Source organism: Paenibacillus sp. 453mf (assembly GCF_900116105.1).
GTDB lineage: Bacteria > Bacillota > Bacilli > Paenibacillales > Paenibacillaceae > Paenibacillus > Paenibacillus provencensis.
Genome location: NZ_FPAC01000001.1, coordinates 2,098,934 through 2,118,492, shown reverse-complemented (window position 1 = coordinate 2,118,492; position 19,559 = coordinate 2,098,934). Strand labels below are relative to the sequence as shown.

Sequence of the window (19,559 nt, the reverse complement as noted above, 5' to 3'; positions counted from 1 at the left end):
GAGGAAGCATTGAATGATGTTAGCCTGCTTGCTTGAACAACGTATTCGACAACTTTATAAGCTAACTAATGTAAAGGTAACTCTCCATGAAAAACAAACCAGTTTAGCCTGCTTAGATGATACAAACCGTAACCCAGCCTCCGTTTTACTAACGAGGGGGGAGCATTTTACATATTCCAAGCCGACAGTGAAGTTGAGGGAGGAATTAAGTGGACCGAATGAGCAGCATTCATCTCTTCTAATAGGGAAGCCGTTAACTTGGAACGAGAGTGACCCGCATACTTTAATTGAAGCTTTCGATCGAACGGTCCTTAAGTTTCCCGCCAAAAAAATTCATTACTATTTAAACAGTGGCGAAATCATAACTTCGAATTACGCTGAGTTATCACTGCAGGCGGAGCGGATGCTTGGCGGACTTGTTGCTCAAGGGCTTAAACCAGGTGATAAAGTCATTTTCCAGATCGAAAGAATTGATCACTTTGTTATCCTCTTCTGGAGCTGCATCATGGGCGGGTTTCTCCCAGCACCTATGAAAAACACATTGCAGCTCTCAGCTAATCACGCAGAAAGAAAAAAATTCGAGAAGGTGCAAGTTCTCCTCGAATCTCCACTGATCGTAACCGATCAACCACTTCATCATGCGACGGACAGAATCGTATCAACGAACGATTTGCTTCAATCCATCCCTTCTTCATATCGTCATCCAGCGAATGCCGAGGACTATGCTATGTTCCTATTCACCTCAGGCACAACTGGCATTCCAAAGTGCGTTTCTTACAGAAATTCAAATATATTATCCAACATCATTGGTATTCAGCGACATTTACAATTAACTGAGAATGAAGTCACTTTAAATTGGATGCCACTGTATCATGCAGGAGGTCTTCTAACCAACCATATTCTTGGCATGGTGATCGGCAGCGAACAAGTTCTAAGTCCTGTTGAGCGTTTTCTATCACGTCCGGCTGTATGGCTGGAGGATATGAGCTTGCATCGGGTGACCTTTTCCTGGTCTCCTAATTTTGGATACGATCAGATCAATCAACTCAACGAAGAAAGTATTGATGATCATTGGGATTTGTCTTCAGTAAGAATCCTATTAAATGTAGGTCAGCCCATTTCAGTGATGACAGCGAAAAACTTTCTAAGAAAACTAGCTCGTTTTGGATTAAGTAATCACTGCATTATTCCCGCTTATGGAATGTCCGAATTTTCAGGAAGCTTATGCTTTGGACAACAACTAGATGACTCTCCATCAACGGGAGTATATTTCGTTCGCAAAGACAGCCTGGAGGATCATTTAATATTTGGTGAAGGGAATGACAGCAATACGTCCGTAGCTTTTGCTGAGGTTGGAAATGTCATCCCAGGAGTAGAGCTTCGTATCTCGGATCCGAATGGATCTGAGCTTGGTGAAGGCGTGGTTGGCAAAGTGCATCTCAGAGGAAGTACAGTCATTGACAGTTACTACAAGAATGAGGCTGCAACGAAGGAAGCATTTACAGAGAATGGATGGTTTGAAACAGGTGATCTTGGCTTTGTAAAAAACGGAAGTCTTATCCTCACTGGAAGAGAGAAAGATGTTCTTATTATTAACGCCAAGAATGTATATAACTTTGAAGTTGAAGCTGCCTTGAAAGAAGTCGAAGGAATCGTTCCTGGATATGTAGCTGCTGCTGGCATGTCCGGAGGAGAGAATGGAAATGATCATCTATTACTGTTTTTTAGTCCGATACACAACGAACCTGATTTCAGCATCTTACTTATACAACATCTAAGAGGAGTTATTTCAAGACAGTTTGGAGTTTATCCGAGATATGTAATTCCGGTCAGGAGAGAGAATTTCCACCGTACGCCTACCGGCAAGATCCAGAGGCTGCAGCTTGTGAGTGATTTAATGCAGGGTTGTTACGACGAGCTGCTATATGAATTGGAACAGTTAATAGAAGAACGTGTACAGAAGAGTAGATTAATAGAAAAAATTCAAGAAGAACAGGAGACTATTACCGATACAATCGATGAAAATACTCGGGTGAGGGTTCAGTACTCCTTAGATGAAGGATTAATTTCGGAATCTGCTCTTTATTTGGCCATAAGAAATTTATTGGAAGAGAACCATCTCAATCCAAGCCGGATCGAATTATACCGTATTCAAGCAAAAGGAGTAGGAAAGGACCAGAATACAGAAGAGAAGGCCGCCTTTTTGGCTGATTGTTTCTGTAAGGTCCTAGGTTTAACGGAACTGTCCGAACACGAGGATTTTTTTCAGCTAGGTGGCGATTCTCTTAAAATGTCCAAGCTGATCACAATGATTTATAGACGGTATTCTATTCAGATCACTGCTGCACAATTCTTTAAACAGGCAACAGTAGCCGGCTTGTTAGAGTTGTTGAGTGACGCAGAGGAGCAAGAGGAGTTCTTAACGATACCCGTCCGATCTCATAAAAGTGAGAGGCTGCCCCTGACACTTAAACAAAAGAGTCAATGGTTCTTGCATATGATGGTCCCGGACAGCCCATTCTACACTTCCACATTCTCTATCAGGTTTCAAGGTGAACTTCAATATGACACACTCTATGGAAGTCTTCTAACTTTATTCGGACGACATGAAGCACTGCGAGTTAGATTCGGTGTGGATAACAATAGTCCCTATCAGTATATCGAGGATCATGTCGTGCCTTACGTTCAATTTGTAGATTTGAAAGAGTGGAGTGAGGAAGAACGAGAGCTGCACCGTAACACATACATTAAGAACGAGGCAAACAGACGCTTTGACCTTATCAATGACCATTGCATTCGCTGTACTTTATTAGCTAATAGCATAGAAGACCATACGCTGGTTGTGTCCATGCATCATATTATGTCAGACGGCTGGTCAGTTGAGATTTTTACGAACGAACTCATACATCTCTATTTACACGGAAATATAGAGGAACAGGCTGAAACGGTGAGCTACTCTGATTACATCTTATGGCAATCCGAGCTAGAGAACACCTCGTCCTCATTTTTATATCGTAAAGCAGAGTATTGGAAAAAGCACATAGAAGGAGAAAATATGTCCTTGCAGGTGCCATCTGATACTCTATCAACTGAAAATCCGAGATTTGCTGGGGATACACTCGAAAAAATCGTTAGCCCTCGTGTTACCAAACTGGCTTACGAGAAAGTAGCTCGAACGAACACAACACTTTTTATGCTCTTGTTCGCGACCTACTCTTACCTGATCCATCGATTCACTGGACAAGCAGAACTACCTATTACGACAGTGATGGCGAATAGAAACAGGCCAGATACAGATAAACTCATCGGTTTCCTTGCGAACACAGTCGTTATGAAAGTAGAGATTGCGGATGAGATGACATTTGACGAACTGCTGGATCAAGTGAAAAACACAGCCCTTGGAGCTTATCAACACCAAGATGTGCCTTTGGAAATGGTGCTGAACAACATTTCAGAGAGAGAGTCAGGTTCACTTCGTTCTCCCCTTCAAGTGATGTTTACGCTGCAAAACGAATTTACGCATCAATATGCGTTAGGACAGACCACAGCCCATATGAAAATTGAAACAGGCGATACTTCAAAGTATGACCTAATACTTCATGTGTATGAGGAGTCTGACGTGCTCAAGCTGCGAATGGAATATAATACGGATTTATACCGGAGAGAGACGATCGAGAGGCTGCTGGATTTTTACACAACAATATTGGAAGGGGTTGTTGATTATCAAACTGTCTAGTTTAAATTTCATGCCCGATCAGGAGAGGCGAAGACTTCTTTATGATTTTAACGATACGCATGCTAATTACCCCTCAGAGATGACGATTCAGACTTTGTTCGAGAGACAAGTACTACAATCCGGCAGCCGTATTGCTATCAAATTTGAAGATCAGCAGCTGACCTACGATGAGCTGAATAGCAGAGCGGACGAATTAGCAGAGGTTATTCGTTCAAGACGTATAACGCCAAACCAAATTGTAGGCATTCTCTGTCCAAGAACGATGGATATGGTCATTTCAATTCTCGCTGTACTAAAAGCAGGCGCTGCTTATATGCCGATTGACACGGAGTATCCTGAAGACCGGATCAGTTACATGCTGAAGGACAGTGGAGCCGTACTATGTATCGCTCAGGATATTTCGCTGGTTCCAGAAGGATTGGATATCCCTGTCGTAAATCCAAACGATGTCACCATCTTGCCAGGTTATAGTCAGCCAGCCGTTCAACATCATACGAGTGCATCCTCAGACCTTGCTTACATCATCTATACTTCCGGATCAACAGGACAACCCAAGGGAGTAATGATAGAGCACCGGAATGTTGTACGGCTTCTATTTAATGATAGAAATTTATTTGACTTTAGCGAGAAGGATGTATGGACTTTGTTCCATTCTTTCTGCTTTGATTTTTCTGTCTGGGAAATGTACGGAGCCCTATTGTATGGCGGCACTCTGGTAATTGTTCCACAAGCTGTGTCCCGTGAGCCGGCTAAATTTCTTCATTTGTTGCAAGAAGAGCAGGTAACCGTGCTCAATCAGACGCCCACTGCATTTTATCAGCTGGCTAGGATCGCATTAACGGTTAAGAATAGCAGCCTTAAAGTACGGACGGTCATCTTTGGTGGTGAGGCGCTTCAGCCTGCAATGTTAGCCAGCTTTAATCAGCATTTTCCGAAAACGAAGCTGATTAATATGTATGGTATTACGGAGACAACGGTTCACGTCACATATAAAGAGATAGGTATGATAGAAATAAACAGTCGTGCCAGTAAGATTGGGAAACCGATTCCTACCCTTCAAATCTATATTGTAGATGATAAACGTGAACTTGTGCCTATCGGTGTAGAGGGAGAGATCTATGTCGCAGGAGATGGGGTTGCAAGAGGATATATAAATCGGCCGGAACTGACAGAAGCTCGTTTTGTAACGCTTCCTTTCCTTCCTGGTAAGCGTTTATATCGGACAGGAGATTTAGCCCGTTGGAATATGGATGGTGAACTAGAGTATCTTGGCCGGATGGATCATCAGGTTAAAATTAGAGGCTATCGGATTGAATTAGGTGAAATAGAATCCAGATTGTTGCAATTCGATGGGGTTCAGCAAGCAGTCGTAACTGTCAAAAAGGACCGGTTCAATGAAGATAAATTGTGCGCCTATTATGTATCTGAACGCTCTCACCAAGCTGGGGATCTAAGAAAACATTTGTCACTGCATCTTCCCCAGTATATGCTTCCAGCTCACTTTTTCCACATGCAAGAGATACCTATGACTACAAACAATAAAGTGGATGTGAAGTTACTACCGACCCCCGGTGCTCTTTCTGAGTCGAATAAGACAGCCGAGCTCGTCCTGCCAGAGAGCCTCATGGAAGAAAATATGCTCCGTATTTGGCAAGAGCTTCTTCATCACACCAATATGGGTGTAGAAAGTAATTATTTTGAACTAGGCGGGGATTCGATCAGGGCAATCGAGCTTATAAGTATGACCAATAAAGAGCTTGGTACGAGTATGGAAATCATTGATTTATATAAATACCCAACGATTAGAAGCTTGATTCGGAACAGTAAAGTAACGAATACAATCGATGAAGAAAAAAGAATAATAAAAGCAAAGCTGATCGAACAAAGAAAGGAATGGATGGAAAACCCGTTATATCGTTCATTTCTTCCACAACACGTTCTGGATCTGTTCCCTATGAGCGACATTCAACAAGGCATGGTCTTTCACTACATAAAGCATCAAGGCGAAGGGGTGTATCACGACCAATTCATATACCGTATTAATGGGCTTCAAGTAACAACCTCTAAGCTACATGAGATCATGAGTGTTCTAGCCAGCAGGCATTCTATTTTGCGTACAGGCTTCAATATCTCTGATTTTCCTGTGCCTGTTCAATATGTTTGTGAGCAAGTCAATTTTGAAGTGAGGGAAGTACGATTAACCTCCTCGGACGTGGAATCGGAAATTACGAATTATTTAATAAAAGATCGTGAGCAGCCTTTTGATATTCATCAAGCGCCTCTATGGAGAATTGTACTATTTACTTCGAATGAAGAAACGTATATTGGCTGGATCTTTCATCATGCGATACTCGATGGCTGGAGCGTAGCTGTCTTTATGTCTGAGTTATTAAATTTATGCGGCATGTTGAAGGAGGAAGAAGTCATTGCTTAATCCCATAAAGTCAACCTACAGAGATTATGTAATTGAACAGCTGGCCCTTTCTTCGAATCAAGAGATGTTCGATTACTGGCGTGCTGAGCTGAGTGATTATCGCAAATATGAATTCCCTGAACAGCCAAGATTAAGCAAGGTTAATGAATCAAGCACTTCCATCAAGACACTATCTTCAGATCGGTATAACCATTTGCAGAGAGCTGCACAACAGCAAAAAGTCACTGTAAAATCCATATGTTTAGCTGCCTACATCAGTTCACTGTACATGTTCTCATATGAAAATGATATCTTGATCGGCCTTGTAGAAAATGGTCGACCAGTCTCTCAAGATGGAGCTCGCATGTTGGGATGCTTCTTAAATACGGTTCCGCTCCGTACGATTTTCCATCCAGGTATGAGTTGGGGAGAAGTAGTACAGTACGTTCAAGTCAAGCAAAATGAACTAAAAAAGTACGGAAGACTTTCTTTAGTTCAAATCCAAAAAGCTGTGGAAGAAGAACAAAGCAACATGGAAAATCCATTCTTCGATACTGCTTTCAATTTTATAGATTTCCATGTTTACGAAACACTTAATGAAGGTTTGTTTGATTTTATGCCCTTTAGCTTCGAAAGAACAAACACTTTACTAGATTTTAGCGTCTCAGTAACGCTTGGCGAATTATCTGTCAAGATGGTATCCATGTACGAAAGGGACTTCACTGATCGGCTTTTTGACGTATATCTCAAGATTATGGATTGCATGATCCATCAGACGGATAGTATCTTAGATACGGCAAAAATATTGACCATGGAAGAAAAAGAGAAGCTTGAGCAGTTTAATGCCACAACTGCAGCATATCCGAGAAATGATTCTATTGTTAGCTTGTTTAAGAAGCAAGTATTGATGTATCCAGATCACCCAGCTCTTATTATGGGAGATGAGCAACTAACATACAGAGAGCTTGATCAGCGTATTGAATCTGTGGCTTCGGCTCTGCTGAAGAAGGGAGTAAGATCCGGAGACACGATTGGTATGTTAGCCGATCGCTCGATGGAAATGATCATTTCTATATTCGCGATCTTAAGAACAGGCAGTATCTATGTCCCGATTGATCCTGCTTTTCCAAATGAAAGGATCAGCAATATTCTCACCGACAGCAAGGCAAGTTGGCTTATTGCGGATAAAGAACAAATTATAAAAGATTATGATGGAAAGATCCTTTCCATTGATGACGTAAATAATGTAAAAGAGATGACAGAGGTTCTGATCCCGGCTTATTCCATTTCAGCTGAGTGCCCTGCATATATTATGTATACTTCGGGTTCTACTGGAAAGCCAAAAGGGGTAGTGACAACCCATCGTAATATTGTCAAAACCTCGGTTAACAACGGATTTATGGACGTACAGGAGTCAGATCGTATATTACAGCTATCCAATTATGCTTTTGATGGATCAACCTATGAGATTTTTGGAGCCATGTTAAACGGTGCTTCTCTCATCCTTATTTCTAGACAACAAATGCTAAACGTTCAAGAACTGGCCAAAACAATGCTCACACAGAAAATTACATCTTGCTTCATGACGGCGGCCTTATTTAATACACTTGTCGATTGGGATGTTCACAGCCTTAAATATGTAAGAAAGCTATTCTTCGGAGGAGAAGCCGCCTCTAAAAGCCATGTTGCAAGAGCGCTTGAAGTACTCGGAGAGAACAGATTGGTCAATGGATATGGACCTACAGAAACAACCGTCTTCGCAGCGACATATTCAGTAGACGGGAGTTTGTTGGCTTACGATACAGTGCCAATTGGGAAACCCATCCATAACACAAAGGTTTACGTTCTTAATCAAGCGGATCAGCTTCAGCCCGTAGGTGTTCCTGGTGAACTCTGTGTTACTGGCGACGGGCTGGCTGAAGGTTATCTGAGCCAGCAAGACCTAACTGACGAACGCTTTGTCCCATGTCCTTTTGAACCAGGCCAAAGAATGTATCGGACAGGAGATTTAGTAAGATGGCTTCCTGATGGATTACTGGAATACAGAGGCAGAATTGATCAGCAAGTGAAAATTCGCGGTAATCGAGTGGAGCTGACAGAAATCCAAGGGAAGCTTGCCGAAACGGATTCGATCAAAGAGGCGGTAGTTACCGCTCAGCGTGACCAGCATGGACATTCTTACCTATGCGCTTATGTTGTTCCGGAAGGAACCGACTACAGTGTGCAAAAGTGGAAAAAACAATTACGACAAACGCTTCCCGAGTATATGATACCAAGTACTTTTATTACTTTAAGTACACTTCCAAAAACCTCTAATGGAAAATTGGATCATAAGGCATTGCCTGCACCTGAGAAACTGGAAAACGACAGTTATATAGCACCTACGAATGAATTAGAAGAGAAATTAATTTCGCTATGGGAAGAAATACTCCATGTTCAGAGAATAGGTATCGATGAACATTTCTTTGAAATCGGGGGTCATTCACTCAAAGCGATGATGCTCGCGGCAAAGATACAAAAAAACTTAGAAATCAATATTTCATTACAGGATGTATTTAAGCTTCCGACGATACGAGAAATGGCTGAATGGATGGTTTCTAAACAGAAAACTGACATATTAAAGATTCAGCCAGCAGCTGTGCAGGATCTCTACCCTGCTTCTTCTATTCAAAAACGGCTATATATCGTTCAGCAATTTGAGAATGCCGAGACAAGCTATAACATGCCCATCACTGTGGAATTAAAGGGCGAACTTAAGATAGAAAAGCTTGTGAAGAGCTTACTAGCTCTCATTCGAAGACACGAGGTGCTTAGAACGTCTTTTGAGATACAAAATGGTGAGCTATGTCAAAGAGTACATCAAGTGGAAGCTTTAGAACCGTTCGTATTACAACAGGAAATGTTAAGGCATCATGAATTATCGGATGAGGCAGTTAAACGAATTGCAAGTCAATTCATTGTTCCTTTTGATCTGGGACAGGCACCTCTCTTTAGAGCAGGTCTTATGACATTTGCCGATGATCATCACGTTCTTCTGTTAGATATGCATCATATTATCTCGGATGGGATGTCTATTCATATTCTACTGAAGGACTTGATCGCATTATACGAGAATCAACAGCTGCCAGAACTTCGTATTCAGTATAAAGATTTTGCGGTTTGGGAATCGGAAATGGATGAGAAGGGCTACGAAAGCAGTGAGCGTTACTGGCTGTCCAAATTTAAGCATGAGCCAGCGGTCATCGATATTCCTACGGATTATGTTAGACCCGTACATCGGAGCTTCAAGGGTCAGCGTCTGCGCTTCGAAATGCCTGCTGAGCTTGAGAGTAAATTGCGGCAGATCTCTGCCGCTCGTCACGATACCTTATTTATGATAATGATGGCGGCATTCCAGGTTCTACTCGCCAAATACTCAGGAGAAGATGACATCGTGGTTGGCACACCTTTCTCGTTAAGGGGAGCAGTGGGAGAAGAGAGTCTGACAGGAATGTTTGCAAACACACTGGCGATTCGGACGACTCCTGATCCAGGAATGCTCGTTCGGGAATACCTGGATTCTGTTCATAAACAAGTCCTGTCTGCGTTTGAGCACGGAACGTACCCTTTACAGAAATTAATTAATCGACTTTCTCTATCTACTGATCATAGACGTCATCCGTTGTTTGAGACGATGTTTGTTGTACAAGACCAGGGAATGGAGCAGCTGGCTAATACGGAGCTTAGTGTGCACTATTCAGAATGGGATCAGGGCACTTCCAAATTTGATATGACATGGATTTGTTCTTCAACTGAGGAGGGGATGGACCTCGGAATTGAGTATCGGACGGATCTATGGACAGCAGAGACGATCCACAGAATTGCTCATCACTACTTCCATATTCTTAGCCAGCTTCTTGAATTTCCAGATCTAAGTATCGGAGATGTGGAGCTGCTGACATCGACTGAGGCAGAGCAGCTTGACGAATGGAACAAGACCAGCGTGGATTATCCTGCACATCTGAACATCGCTGAATTATTTGAGCAGCAAAGCAGGATCAGAAGTGAAGCAGACGCTCTAATCATGGGCACGAGCAAAATGTCCTACAGAGAACTGAACGAAGCTGCTAATCGATTAGCAAGGTATATATCTGAGAAAGGATTGCGTCCAGGAGAGCGTGTGGGACTATTGATGAATCGTTCAATGGATATGATCGTGTCCATTCTGGCAGTGATAAAGGCTGGTGGCGTTTATGTTCCGCTCGATCCAACCTTCCCGAAGGATCGGATACTGTTCATGCTCGGAGATAGTCAAGCCCACCTGGTTATTGCATCTGATGAATATGAAGTATCTGGTTATGAAGGAGAAATCGTACACTACGATACGGCGCTGTGGTCAGGTCAATCTAGCTCCAATCTAGAAAACTACCGTCAGATCAAATCTACACAGCCTCTATACATTATGTATACTTCTGGATCAACAGGGACGCCAAAGGGAGTTTTGGCGACACACCGTAACGTTGTAAAGACGATGATAAATAACGGTTATTTGCAGATTAAAGATAGTGATCGCTTTCTCCAGGCTTCTAACTATGCCTTTGACGGTGCAACGTTTGATATATTCGGCGCATTACTCCATGGTGCATCACTTGTCTTGATAGAGCGTACAGAGATGCTACATGCTGTAGCTTTGGCAGATGTGATTTCGAGTCAGCACATCACGGTTCTTTTCCTAACGACAGCTTTGTTCAATACACTTATTGACTTCGACCCGAGCTGCTTTTTGGGAACCAGAAAAGTGCTGTTTGGCGGAGAGAAGGTATCTGTGAATCATGTGGGAAGAGCACTCGATGTACTTGGCGAAGGACGTCTTATTCATATGTATGGTCCAACCGAATCGACTGTATTCTCGACATTTCATGAGATCAGCTCAGCGTCCCACGTTCCAATTGGCCGTCCGACAAATAACACCTTGCTCTATGTGTTAAACAAATCGGGCAAACGACAGCCCATTGGGGTACCGGGTGAATTATATATAGGCGGGGATGGTGTAGCACTTGCTTATTTGGGCAGGCCAGAGCTCACATCTGAGCGATTCATTGTAGACCCAAATTTATCGTCGTCCCGTTTATACAAAACAGGAGATTGGGTGAAATTACTCTCGGATGGAAGTCTTGAATTTGTCGAACGAATCGATCTGCAAGTGAAAATCAGAGGACATCGTGTTGAGCTAGGTGAGATTGAAGCCCGAATTCGAATGCTAGAGGGAGTTCAAGAGACGATTGTAGTCGCCAATACGGATGAACAAGGTCATTCCTATTTAGGTGCATATGTTGTAGCTGAAGATAAACGGCTGCTAAAACTAACACCTTTTACCATTGCCAGCTGGAAGAATGAACTTAAACCTTACTTGCCAGATTATATGATTCCTACGATTTTCATGCTGCTTGAAGAGCTTCCTCTAACGAGCAATGGCAAGGTGAACCGACGAGTATTGCCGAGGCTGGAACTGAAACAAGGTGATAACTATGCCCCTGCAACCAATGAAACGCAGAAAGTACTGGTCAGCTTATGGGAAGAAGTTCTAGGTATTAGCAAAATCGGAATTCACGATCATTTCTTCGAGATTGGTGGTCATTCCCTTAGAGCAATGATGCTCGTGGGCAAAATTCATCAAACATTTAATGTCAAAATGTCTTTGTCTGATATTTTTCAAATGCCGATTCTCGCAGATATGTCTGCTTGGATTCAGCAGTCAGACCTGCAGCCTCACATGGCTATTCAATCCGGACCTGAGCAGCCAGAGTATCCTTTAACCGATCTTCAGAAGCAGATTTATTATGCATATCAGCATGAAGAAGCTGTACTCAGCTATAATATGCCAATGCTGTTTGAGCTTGAAGGCATCGTTGATATCGCTAGGCTGGAGGCTTCTTTTGTTCGAATTATTGGACGCCATGAGGCATTACGAACATCGATTCATTTGGAATCAGGTCAGTTTTCTCAAAAGATATACGATATGAGTAAGCTTGATTGGCAAATCTCCCGTTCTATTGTGGAAGACCAATCAGAGGAAGTTAACATACAGGATTACCTAAACAAATGGATGACAGGATTTGTAAAGCCTTTTCAATTGGAGAATGCCCCACTTTTACGGGTATCTCTATTAACCGTCCATCCCGAGCTTCATTACTTGGCGTTCGATACTCATCATATTATTTCAGATGGGGTTTCTACCGAGCTGCTATACGACGAGCTGATGACTTTATATCAAGGGCTTCCTTTAAAACCAGTCAGAGTTCAGTATAAAGACTACGCGGTATGGAAGAGCGAACGGATTAAAGATAAAGCTTATGAAGAAAGTGAGCAATTTTGGCTTACGGAGTACTCGGATTTTGCAGGGACAGCGGAGCTGCCAATGGATAATCAGCGCCCAGCAGTCAAAAGCTCGCAGGGAAGTATATATCGGTTTGAGCTCGGTGAGAAGAGTTATCATCTTCTACAGCAGGAAGCTGAAAAGTATAGTACTACTCCCTTCACACTGCTCCTTGCTGCTTATAACATCCTACTGTCGAGGTATACAGGGGAAGAAGATATTGTTGTAGGAACGCCGATTGCTGGGCGTAACCATGCGGATACTCAACAAACGATAGGAATGTTTGTGAATACACTGCCGCTTCGGGTTAGAGCGGATTCAGCAAAGACAGCAGTCGAATATATTACTAACCTTAAACATTATATACTAGACGCCTTTGAACACGGGGATTATTCACTTAGCAGTCTAACCGAAAAGCTCAACATTCCTTTTAGTCCGAGTAGAAATCCATTGTTTGACACGCTTTTTGTTCTCCAGGATATGAAATTGAATAGTACGGCTTTGCCGGATTTAAATGTTCGGCCAATGAAATGGCGAGGCCAGCAAGCAAAATTTGATATGACCTGGGCATGGCAAGTAGAAGAAGGGCGAATGATGGCAGAGATTGAATATTGTTCCGATCTATGGAATGAGGATTCTATTAAGAGAATGGCCGTTCACTATGAACGACTTCTAAACGAAATGCTTATCCACCGAAATACGAAAATAAAAGATCTCGAAATGCTGTCGGCGCCAGAATATGAGCAATTCAAACAATGGAATCAAACGAAGGCCTTGTATCCGGATAATCTGTCATTAATCGATCTATTTGAACGAAGAGTAAAAGAACAACCAGGACATACAGCCCTGAAGTATCAAGAACAGCAGATTACGTACAAGGAATTAAACGACCGTGTCATTCGAATGGCAGGCTACTTGTGGAGACAAGGTATACGTCATGGCGGCTATGTCGGGTTGCTCACTGATCGAAATCCTCAAATGATCGTTTCTATATTGGCGGTATTGAAGGTTGGGGCTTCGTATGTTCCGCTAGATCCAAGCTTCCCAGATGAAAGGCTCCATTTCATGCTGGAGAACAGCGGGGCAAAGTGGCTGATTGCGGAAGAAGGAAAGTGTATTCCACAATTTATGGGGGCAGTACTATCCATGTCTGAGCCGGCAGACTACGCTGAAGATTCATTCATTTCAACGAGAACATATGCAACAGCCGCTGACCCAGCCTATATCATGTACACTTCAGGGTCAATGGGACAGCCAAAAGGAGTGATCACGACTCATAGGAGTATCGTAAATGTTTGCTGTAATAACGGTCACGTGGAGCTCGGCCCAGAAGATCGAATGCTGCAGCTCTCTAATTATGCATTTGATGGATCAACCTTTGATATTTTTGGGACACTATTAAATGGAGCTACGCTCGTATTATTGCCAAGCACAATGCTTCAGGACGTTTCTGTACTATCCTCTACGATTAGAAATGAAAACATCACCGTACAATTTATGACAACGGCGTTGTTTAATACATTGGTAGAATATGATCTTGATAGCTTGAAGAGCCTGCGCAAGATCATATTCGGTGGTGAAGCTGCTTCTTACCAGCATGTATTAAAGGCACTTGATACACTGGGAGAGCATAGGATGATTAACGCCTATGGACCTACAGAAACAACCGTATTTGCATCCATGTATTCGGTGGATCATTACATTAAGATCACTAGAAATATACCAATCGGACGCCCGATAAAGAATACTAGGTTATACGTCGTAAATGCAAATGATCAGCTTCAGCCAGTAGGCATTCCGGGAGAGCTCTATATAGCAGGTGACGGCCTTGCAGAGGGATATTTAGGTCAACCAGAGCTGACAAGCAGCAAGTTTATAGACGTCTTCCAAGAGAAGGAGCGGAGTTATCGAACAGGCGATATCGTAAAATGGCTGCCTAATGGAGACCTGGCTTATATAAGCAGAGCTGACGGTCAGTTAAAAATAAGAGGAAACCGGATTGAAGCGGATGAGGTTGAGAATGCGATCAATTCTCTGCCTGGCGTAAGTGAAGCCGTCGCTAAGGGGCATAGAGATCGGAATGGGACTTCAATGCTTGTGGCTTATGTTGTTTGCCATCCCCGATTTGGGTTCAGCGAAGATGAATTGATGATGGGATGGAAACAGGAGCTCAGAACTATTCTGCCTGAATACATGATTCCTTCCGTGTTTATATTGCTTGAATCGCTTCCGCTAACGCACAACGGAAAAGTGGATCGAAGAGCACTGCCTGAGCCCGCCATGACAGCTTCTTCTTCATACGTCGAACCCGTCACCGACATTGAAATCGAGCTTGCTAATCTCTGGTCCGATCTGCTGGGTATAGAATCTGTTGGATCTGCCGATTCCTTCTTCTTACTTGGAGGACATTCACTAAAGGCAATGATGCTTGCAGCACGCATCTATGAGCGCTGGGAAGTTAAGCTTGCCTTACCTGAGCTGTTCAACGCGGGAACGTTGGCGGAGATGAGCAGGCTTATAGAAAAAGGGCACAAACAAAAATATAACCCGATTCCTATGGCAGCTGAACAGGTCAGCTATCCTGTATCGTCTGCGCAAAAAAGACTGTATCTAATAGAGCAGTTTGAGGAGACGAATAACAGCTACAATATGCCCATTGTTATGAAAATGAAAGGTAAATTAATTGTAGAGCGTTTGGAGCTTGCACTTAGAAAGCTGATTCATCGTCATGAATCGCTGCGAACCAGCTATGGAATGGACGACGGTGAAGTCAGGCAGCGAATTCATTCTATAAATGAGATTGAATTTGAACTTATTAGAGGTGAAAATACGCAAGGATTGTCCTCAGATATTTATATCGAGTCCTGTTTAGGGGAATTTATACGTCCTTTCGATCTAAGTGAAGCACCACTCATTCGTGCTGGTTTATATGACTTGTCTAATGATGAGTATGTACTGCTATTAGATACTCACCATATTGCTTCTGATGGAATATCAACAGGTATCCTCTATCAAGACTTAATTAAGTTATATGAAGGTCAAGCGTTAGAGCCAATGTCTATTCAATTTAAGGATTATGCAACCTGGCATAATCATAGGCGTTCGGAACCGGATTATTTGGCGAGTGAACAGTTCTGGGTTAGCAAATTTAAGGAGTCCCCAGCAGTAATCGACATTCTAACCGAAGGAAGAAGACCGGTGAGAAGAGGATTTGAGGGAGCAGTGTACTCATTTGAACTTGATTCTCAACTGTACAAGCGGCTCAAGGAGTTATCAACTCGGACAAATTCCACGTTGTTTATGGTGCTTCTTGCCGGATACAACGTTCTCCTGTCCAAATATACGGCCGAGAAAGATATTGTGGTAGGTACACCGGTTGCCGGAAGGTATCATTCGGATACGGCTTCTATTGCCGGGATGTTTGTTAATACCATTGCACTCCGTAATTGTGTTGAAGGCCATTATGAGGTCGATGAATGGATTAAACTTATTCGCACAGCAACCCTGCAGGCTTTTGAACACGGAGCATATCCATTGGACGAACTTATTGAGAAGCTTCGTATGAATAGAGACCCAGGCAGAAATCCACTATTCGATACCATGTTTGTGCTTCAAGATGCTAAGCCCGAAGCAGCTCATCTAAGTCAGTTGGATATTGAGTCATTAGAATGGGCGACCCGTACGGCCAAATTCGATATGACCTGGGCAGTTCATGATAATGATGGTCTGTTAAAGATGACCGTGGAGTATAGTACGGAGCTGTACCAGGCAGAACAGATCGATCGAATGACACAGCATTTTGTTCATATCTTGGATCAAATGACTTCGCAGCCAAAAGGGCAGTTACACCAGCTCAAATTAATTACCGTTGAAGAAGAGAAGCAAATTCTCGAATGCTTTAACAATACAGGCGCCTCGTACCCTCGCTCGAAAAATATTATAGAGTTGTTTGAGGAACAGGCATTATCAAGACCGGATCATGCAGCTGTTCATTTTAATGAAGAGTCTTTGACCTACTCGGAGCTTAACCGACTGACCAGACAGTTTGCTGCAGTGTTGATTGATAAAGGTCTGCGTCCGGGTACAGCCGTCGGATTACGCGCAGAGCGTTCGATAGAAATGATAGTGGGCATATTAGGGATTCTGCGGGCAGGCGGTGCTTATGTACCAATCGATCCTTCATATCCTGATGAACGTGCTGCTTATATGTTAAACAACAGTGGTGCTACGATCTTGGCGGCTCCTAGTGGCACCATCATAAATGGTTTTAATGGTGTATATGCACCTCTAGAGCCACTTCATTGGAGTAACAGTGAAGCAATTAATGGTGATATAGTGCTGATTCACCCAGACATGCCTGCCTATATCATGTATACCTCTGGTTCAACAGGGGAGCCCAAAGGTGTTGTAACAACGCATCAAAATGTAGTCAAGACTTCGATTAATAACGGCTTTGTTGTTCTTACACCAGAGGATCGGATTCTTCAGTTGTCCAATTACGCTTTTGATGGGTCAACGTTTGAAATTTTTGGTTCACTATTGAATGGAAGCACACTTATTGTCATTCGAAAGGAAGATGTTCTGGATATAGCTAAGCTAGCGGAAATAATAGAGAAGGAGCACGTAGCTTCCTTTTTCATAACGACAACTCTCTTTAACGCTTTGGTTGACTATGATGTTACGTCACTAAAACATATAAAGCGGGTATTCGTCGGAGGAGAGGCGACTTCAAAGCCTCATATGAAGAGTGCTTATGAATACTTGGGAGCGAACCGGATTGCAAATGGTTATGGGCCTACGGAAACCACTGTATTTGCGACAACCTACAATGTAGATGAAACACTTCACACCATGCATTCCGTACCCATTGGCCGGCCAATTCACAATACAAGGACCTATGTAGTCAGTGAGGAAGGACATTTGCAGCCGATCGGAATAGCAGGGGAATTATATATTGCAGGGGAAGGACTTGCGCAAGAATATCTCGGGGAACCCGAAATGACGCATACCCGATTTGCATCTATACCATCATTAAACGAACCGAGAGTGTACCGTTCAGGTGATAAGGTAAAATGGCTGCCAGATGGAAGCCTGGAATTCATCTCAAGAATAGATCATCAGGTCAAGATTCGTGGACATCGGATCGAGCCAGGGGAAATTGAAACCAGGCTCATGGAGCACCCTTTGGTGAAAGAGGCCGTAGTTATTGCTCGAAAGGCGGATACAGGACATTATCTTTGTGCGTATCTCGTTAATTCTGCAAATCTATCAACACAGGAAGTCAGGAGATTCCTACAAGAAAGAGTCCCTGAGTACATGATACCATCATATTTCATATTCATTGCGCAGCTTCCGTTGACGCGAAATGGAAAGCTGGACCATCGCGCTTTGCCAGATCCAGATCTCGATCTAATTCAAGAAAGCTACGTTGCTCCACAGACTGAGGAGGAAATTGTTCTGTCTGAAGTATGGTCAGAAGTGCTTGGTGTTACCCAAATGGGTGTGGACGATAACTTTTTTACGCTCGGGGGAGACTCCATCAGGTCGATTCAAATTGTATCGAAGCTTGCTAAGCTGAAGTGGAAATTGCAGGTTAAACATTTAATGCTGTATCCAACGATCGCCGAGTGCGCCCTATACCTTGAACGGACAGAGATTAAAAGAGAATCATCACGACTTATGGTTGGCGAAATCCCACTCACTCCAATTCAAATTTGGTTCTTCGAACAGAACTTTGTTGATGAGGGACACTTTAATCAGTCGATGATGCTGTATAACGCGCGAGGATGGAATGAGCAGGTGCTTCGTGATTCCTTTGCTCAGCTGATTGCCGAACATGATGCCCTTCGAATTCGCTTCACCAAGGAGAATGCGGTCACTAAACAAATCGTATGCCCTTTGGACCAAGGGCCGTTCTATACGCTGGATACGTTTGAGCTTGAAGAACATACAGATTACGATGCACAAATGGAGTACTTGGCAACTGCCATTCATTCGCAGATGGATATTGCTAGCATGCTGTGTAAGCTTGGGATATTCAGAACAGATCAAGGAGATCATCTCCTCATTGCCATACATCATTTAATTATTGATGGCGTGTCTTGGAGAATTCTCATCGAGGATTTAATGCAAATTTATAACGCTATGCTTGCTGGAGAAGAACCTTATATCCTGGATAATACAGACACTTATTTTGACTGGAGTCATCGTCTTGCTGCTCAAGCAGCGAGAGGGGATTATCAAAGAGAAGCATCTTACTGGAAGGAAATAGAGGAACGGGCTGTAGCGCTTCATAGTCGTAAGCAGGTACCGTGCACATATAAAGACAGCGCAACATTAAGCATGGAACTGGATGCAGCGGTAACCCTGCAGCTCTTAACCGAGGTTCATCGAGCTTATCATACAGAAGTGAATGATCTGCTGCTATCAGCTCTTGCTATGACTTACGAGACTGAGATACTCATTCATCTGGAGGGGCACGGGAGAGAAGATTTAGTAGATGGGTCAGATTTGAGTCGCACGATTGGATGGTTTACTTCCATATATCCTGTAATCCTCTCTTCCTCACAAGACTTGGGTGATACGCTTAGAAACATGAAAGAGATGCTTCGCAGCATTCCGAACAAAGGGGCGGGATACGGTGTTCTCAAATATTTGACTACAGATATGGGGGAGGCCTTGAATGCCTCGAACGCTGACATTGTATTTAACTATCTAGGTCAATTCGAGAATCATGAGAATAACCGAGATGACCATTTTTCACCGATGCCTATGGGTGAGCTAATCAGCCCACTGAACAGGATGACACATCACGAAGAATGGAACTGTGTGATCAGTAAGAGCAAGTTTAAACTAACTTATCGCTACAATCCTGAAGTAATCGGGGAGAACACGGCAAATCTTAGGCTGGAGCAATTTAATTCTCATTTGAAATCTTTAATCAATCATTGTATTGATCGAGAGGAAGAGTATACACCTAGTGATTACACAGATTCAGATTTGACTTTTGATGAGCTGGACGACATCGAGGATATCATCAAGGAGCTTTGATTTCG

Annotated in this window: 3 protein-coding genes; all 3 read left to right on the top strand. The window is 43.0% G+C overall.

The annotated features are described in order from the left end of the window. Positions 1-13 precede the first annotated feature (13 nt). From BM415_RS09980 to BM415_RS09970, 3 genes are read left to right on the top strand one after another with little or no spacing between them, the layout of a single operon-like run. The gene (locus BM415_RS09980; protein ID WP_091157411.1) at positions 14-3,736 is read left to right on the top strand and encodes a condensation domain-containing protein; all 3,723 of its coding nucleotides are present in this window, start codon (positions 14-16) and stop codon (positions 3,734-3,736) included. Next, positions 3,717-6,170, top strand: a complete 2,454-nt coding sequence (locus BM415_RS09975; protein WP_170862423.1) for a non-ribosomal peptide synthetase — start codon at positions 3,717-3,719, stop codon at positions 6,168-6,170. The genes BM415_RS09980 and BM415_RS09975 overlap by 20 nt, the downstream gene beginning before the upstream one ends. Further along, a complete protein-coding gene (locus BM415_RS09970; RefSeq protein ID WP_091157406.1) occupies positions 6,163-19,554 on the top strand; it encodes a non-ribosomal peptide synthetase in 13,392 nt (4,463 codons plus the stop codon). Before BM415_RS09975 ends, BM415_RS09970 begins: the two co-directional genes overlap by 8 nt. Positions 19,555-19,559 lie beyond the last annotated feature (5 nt).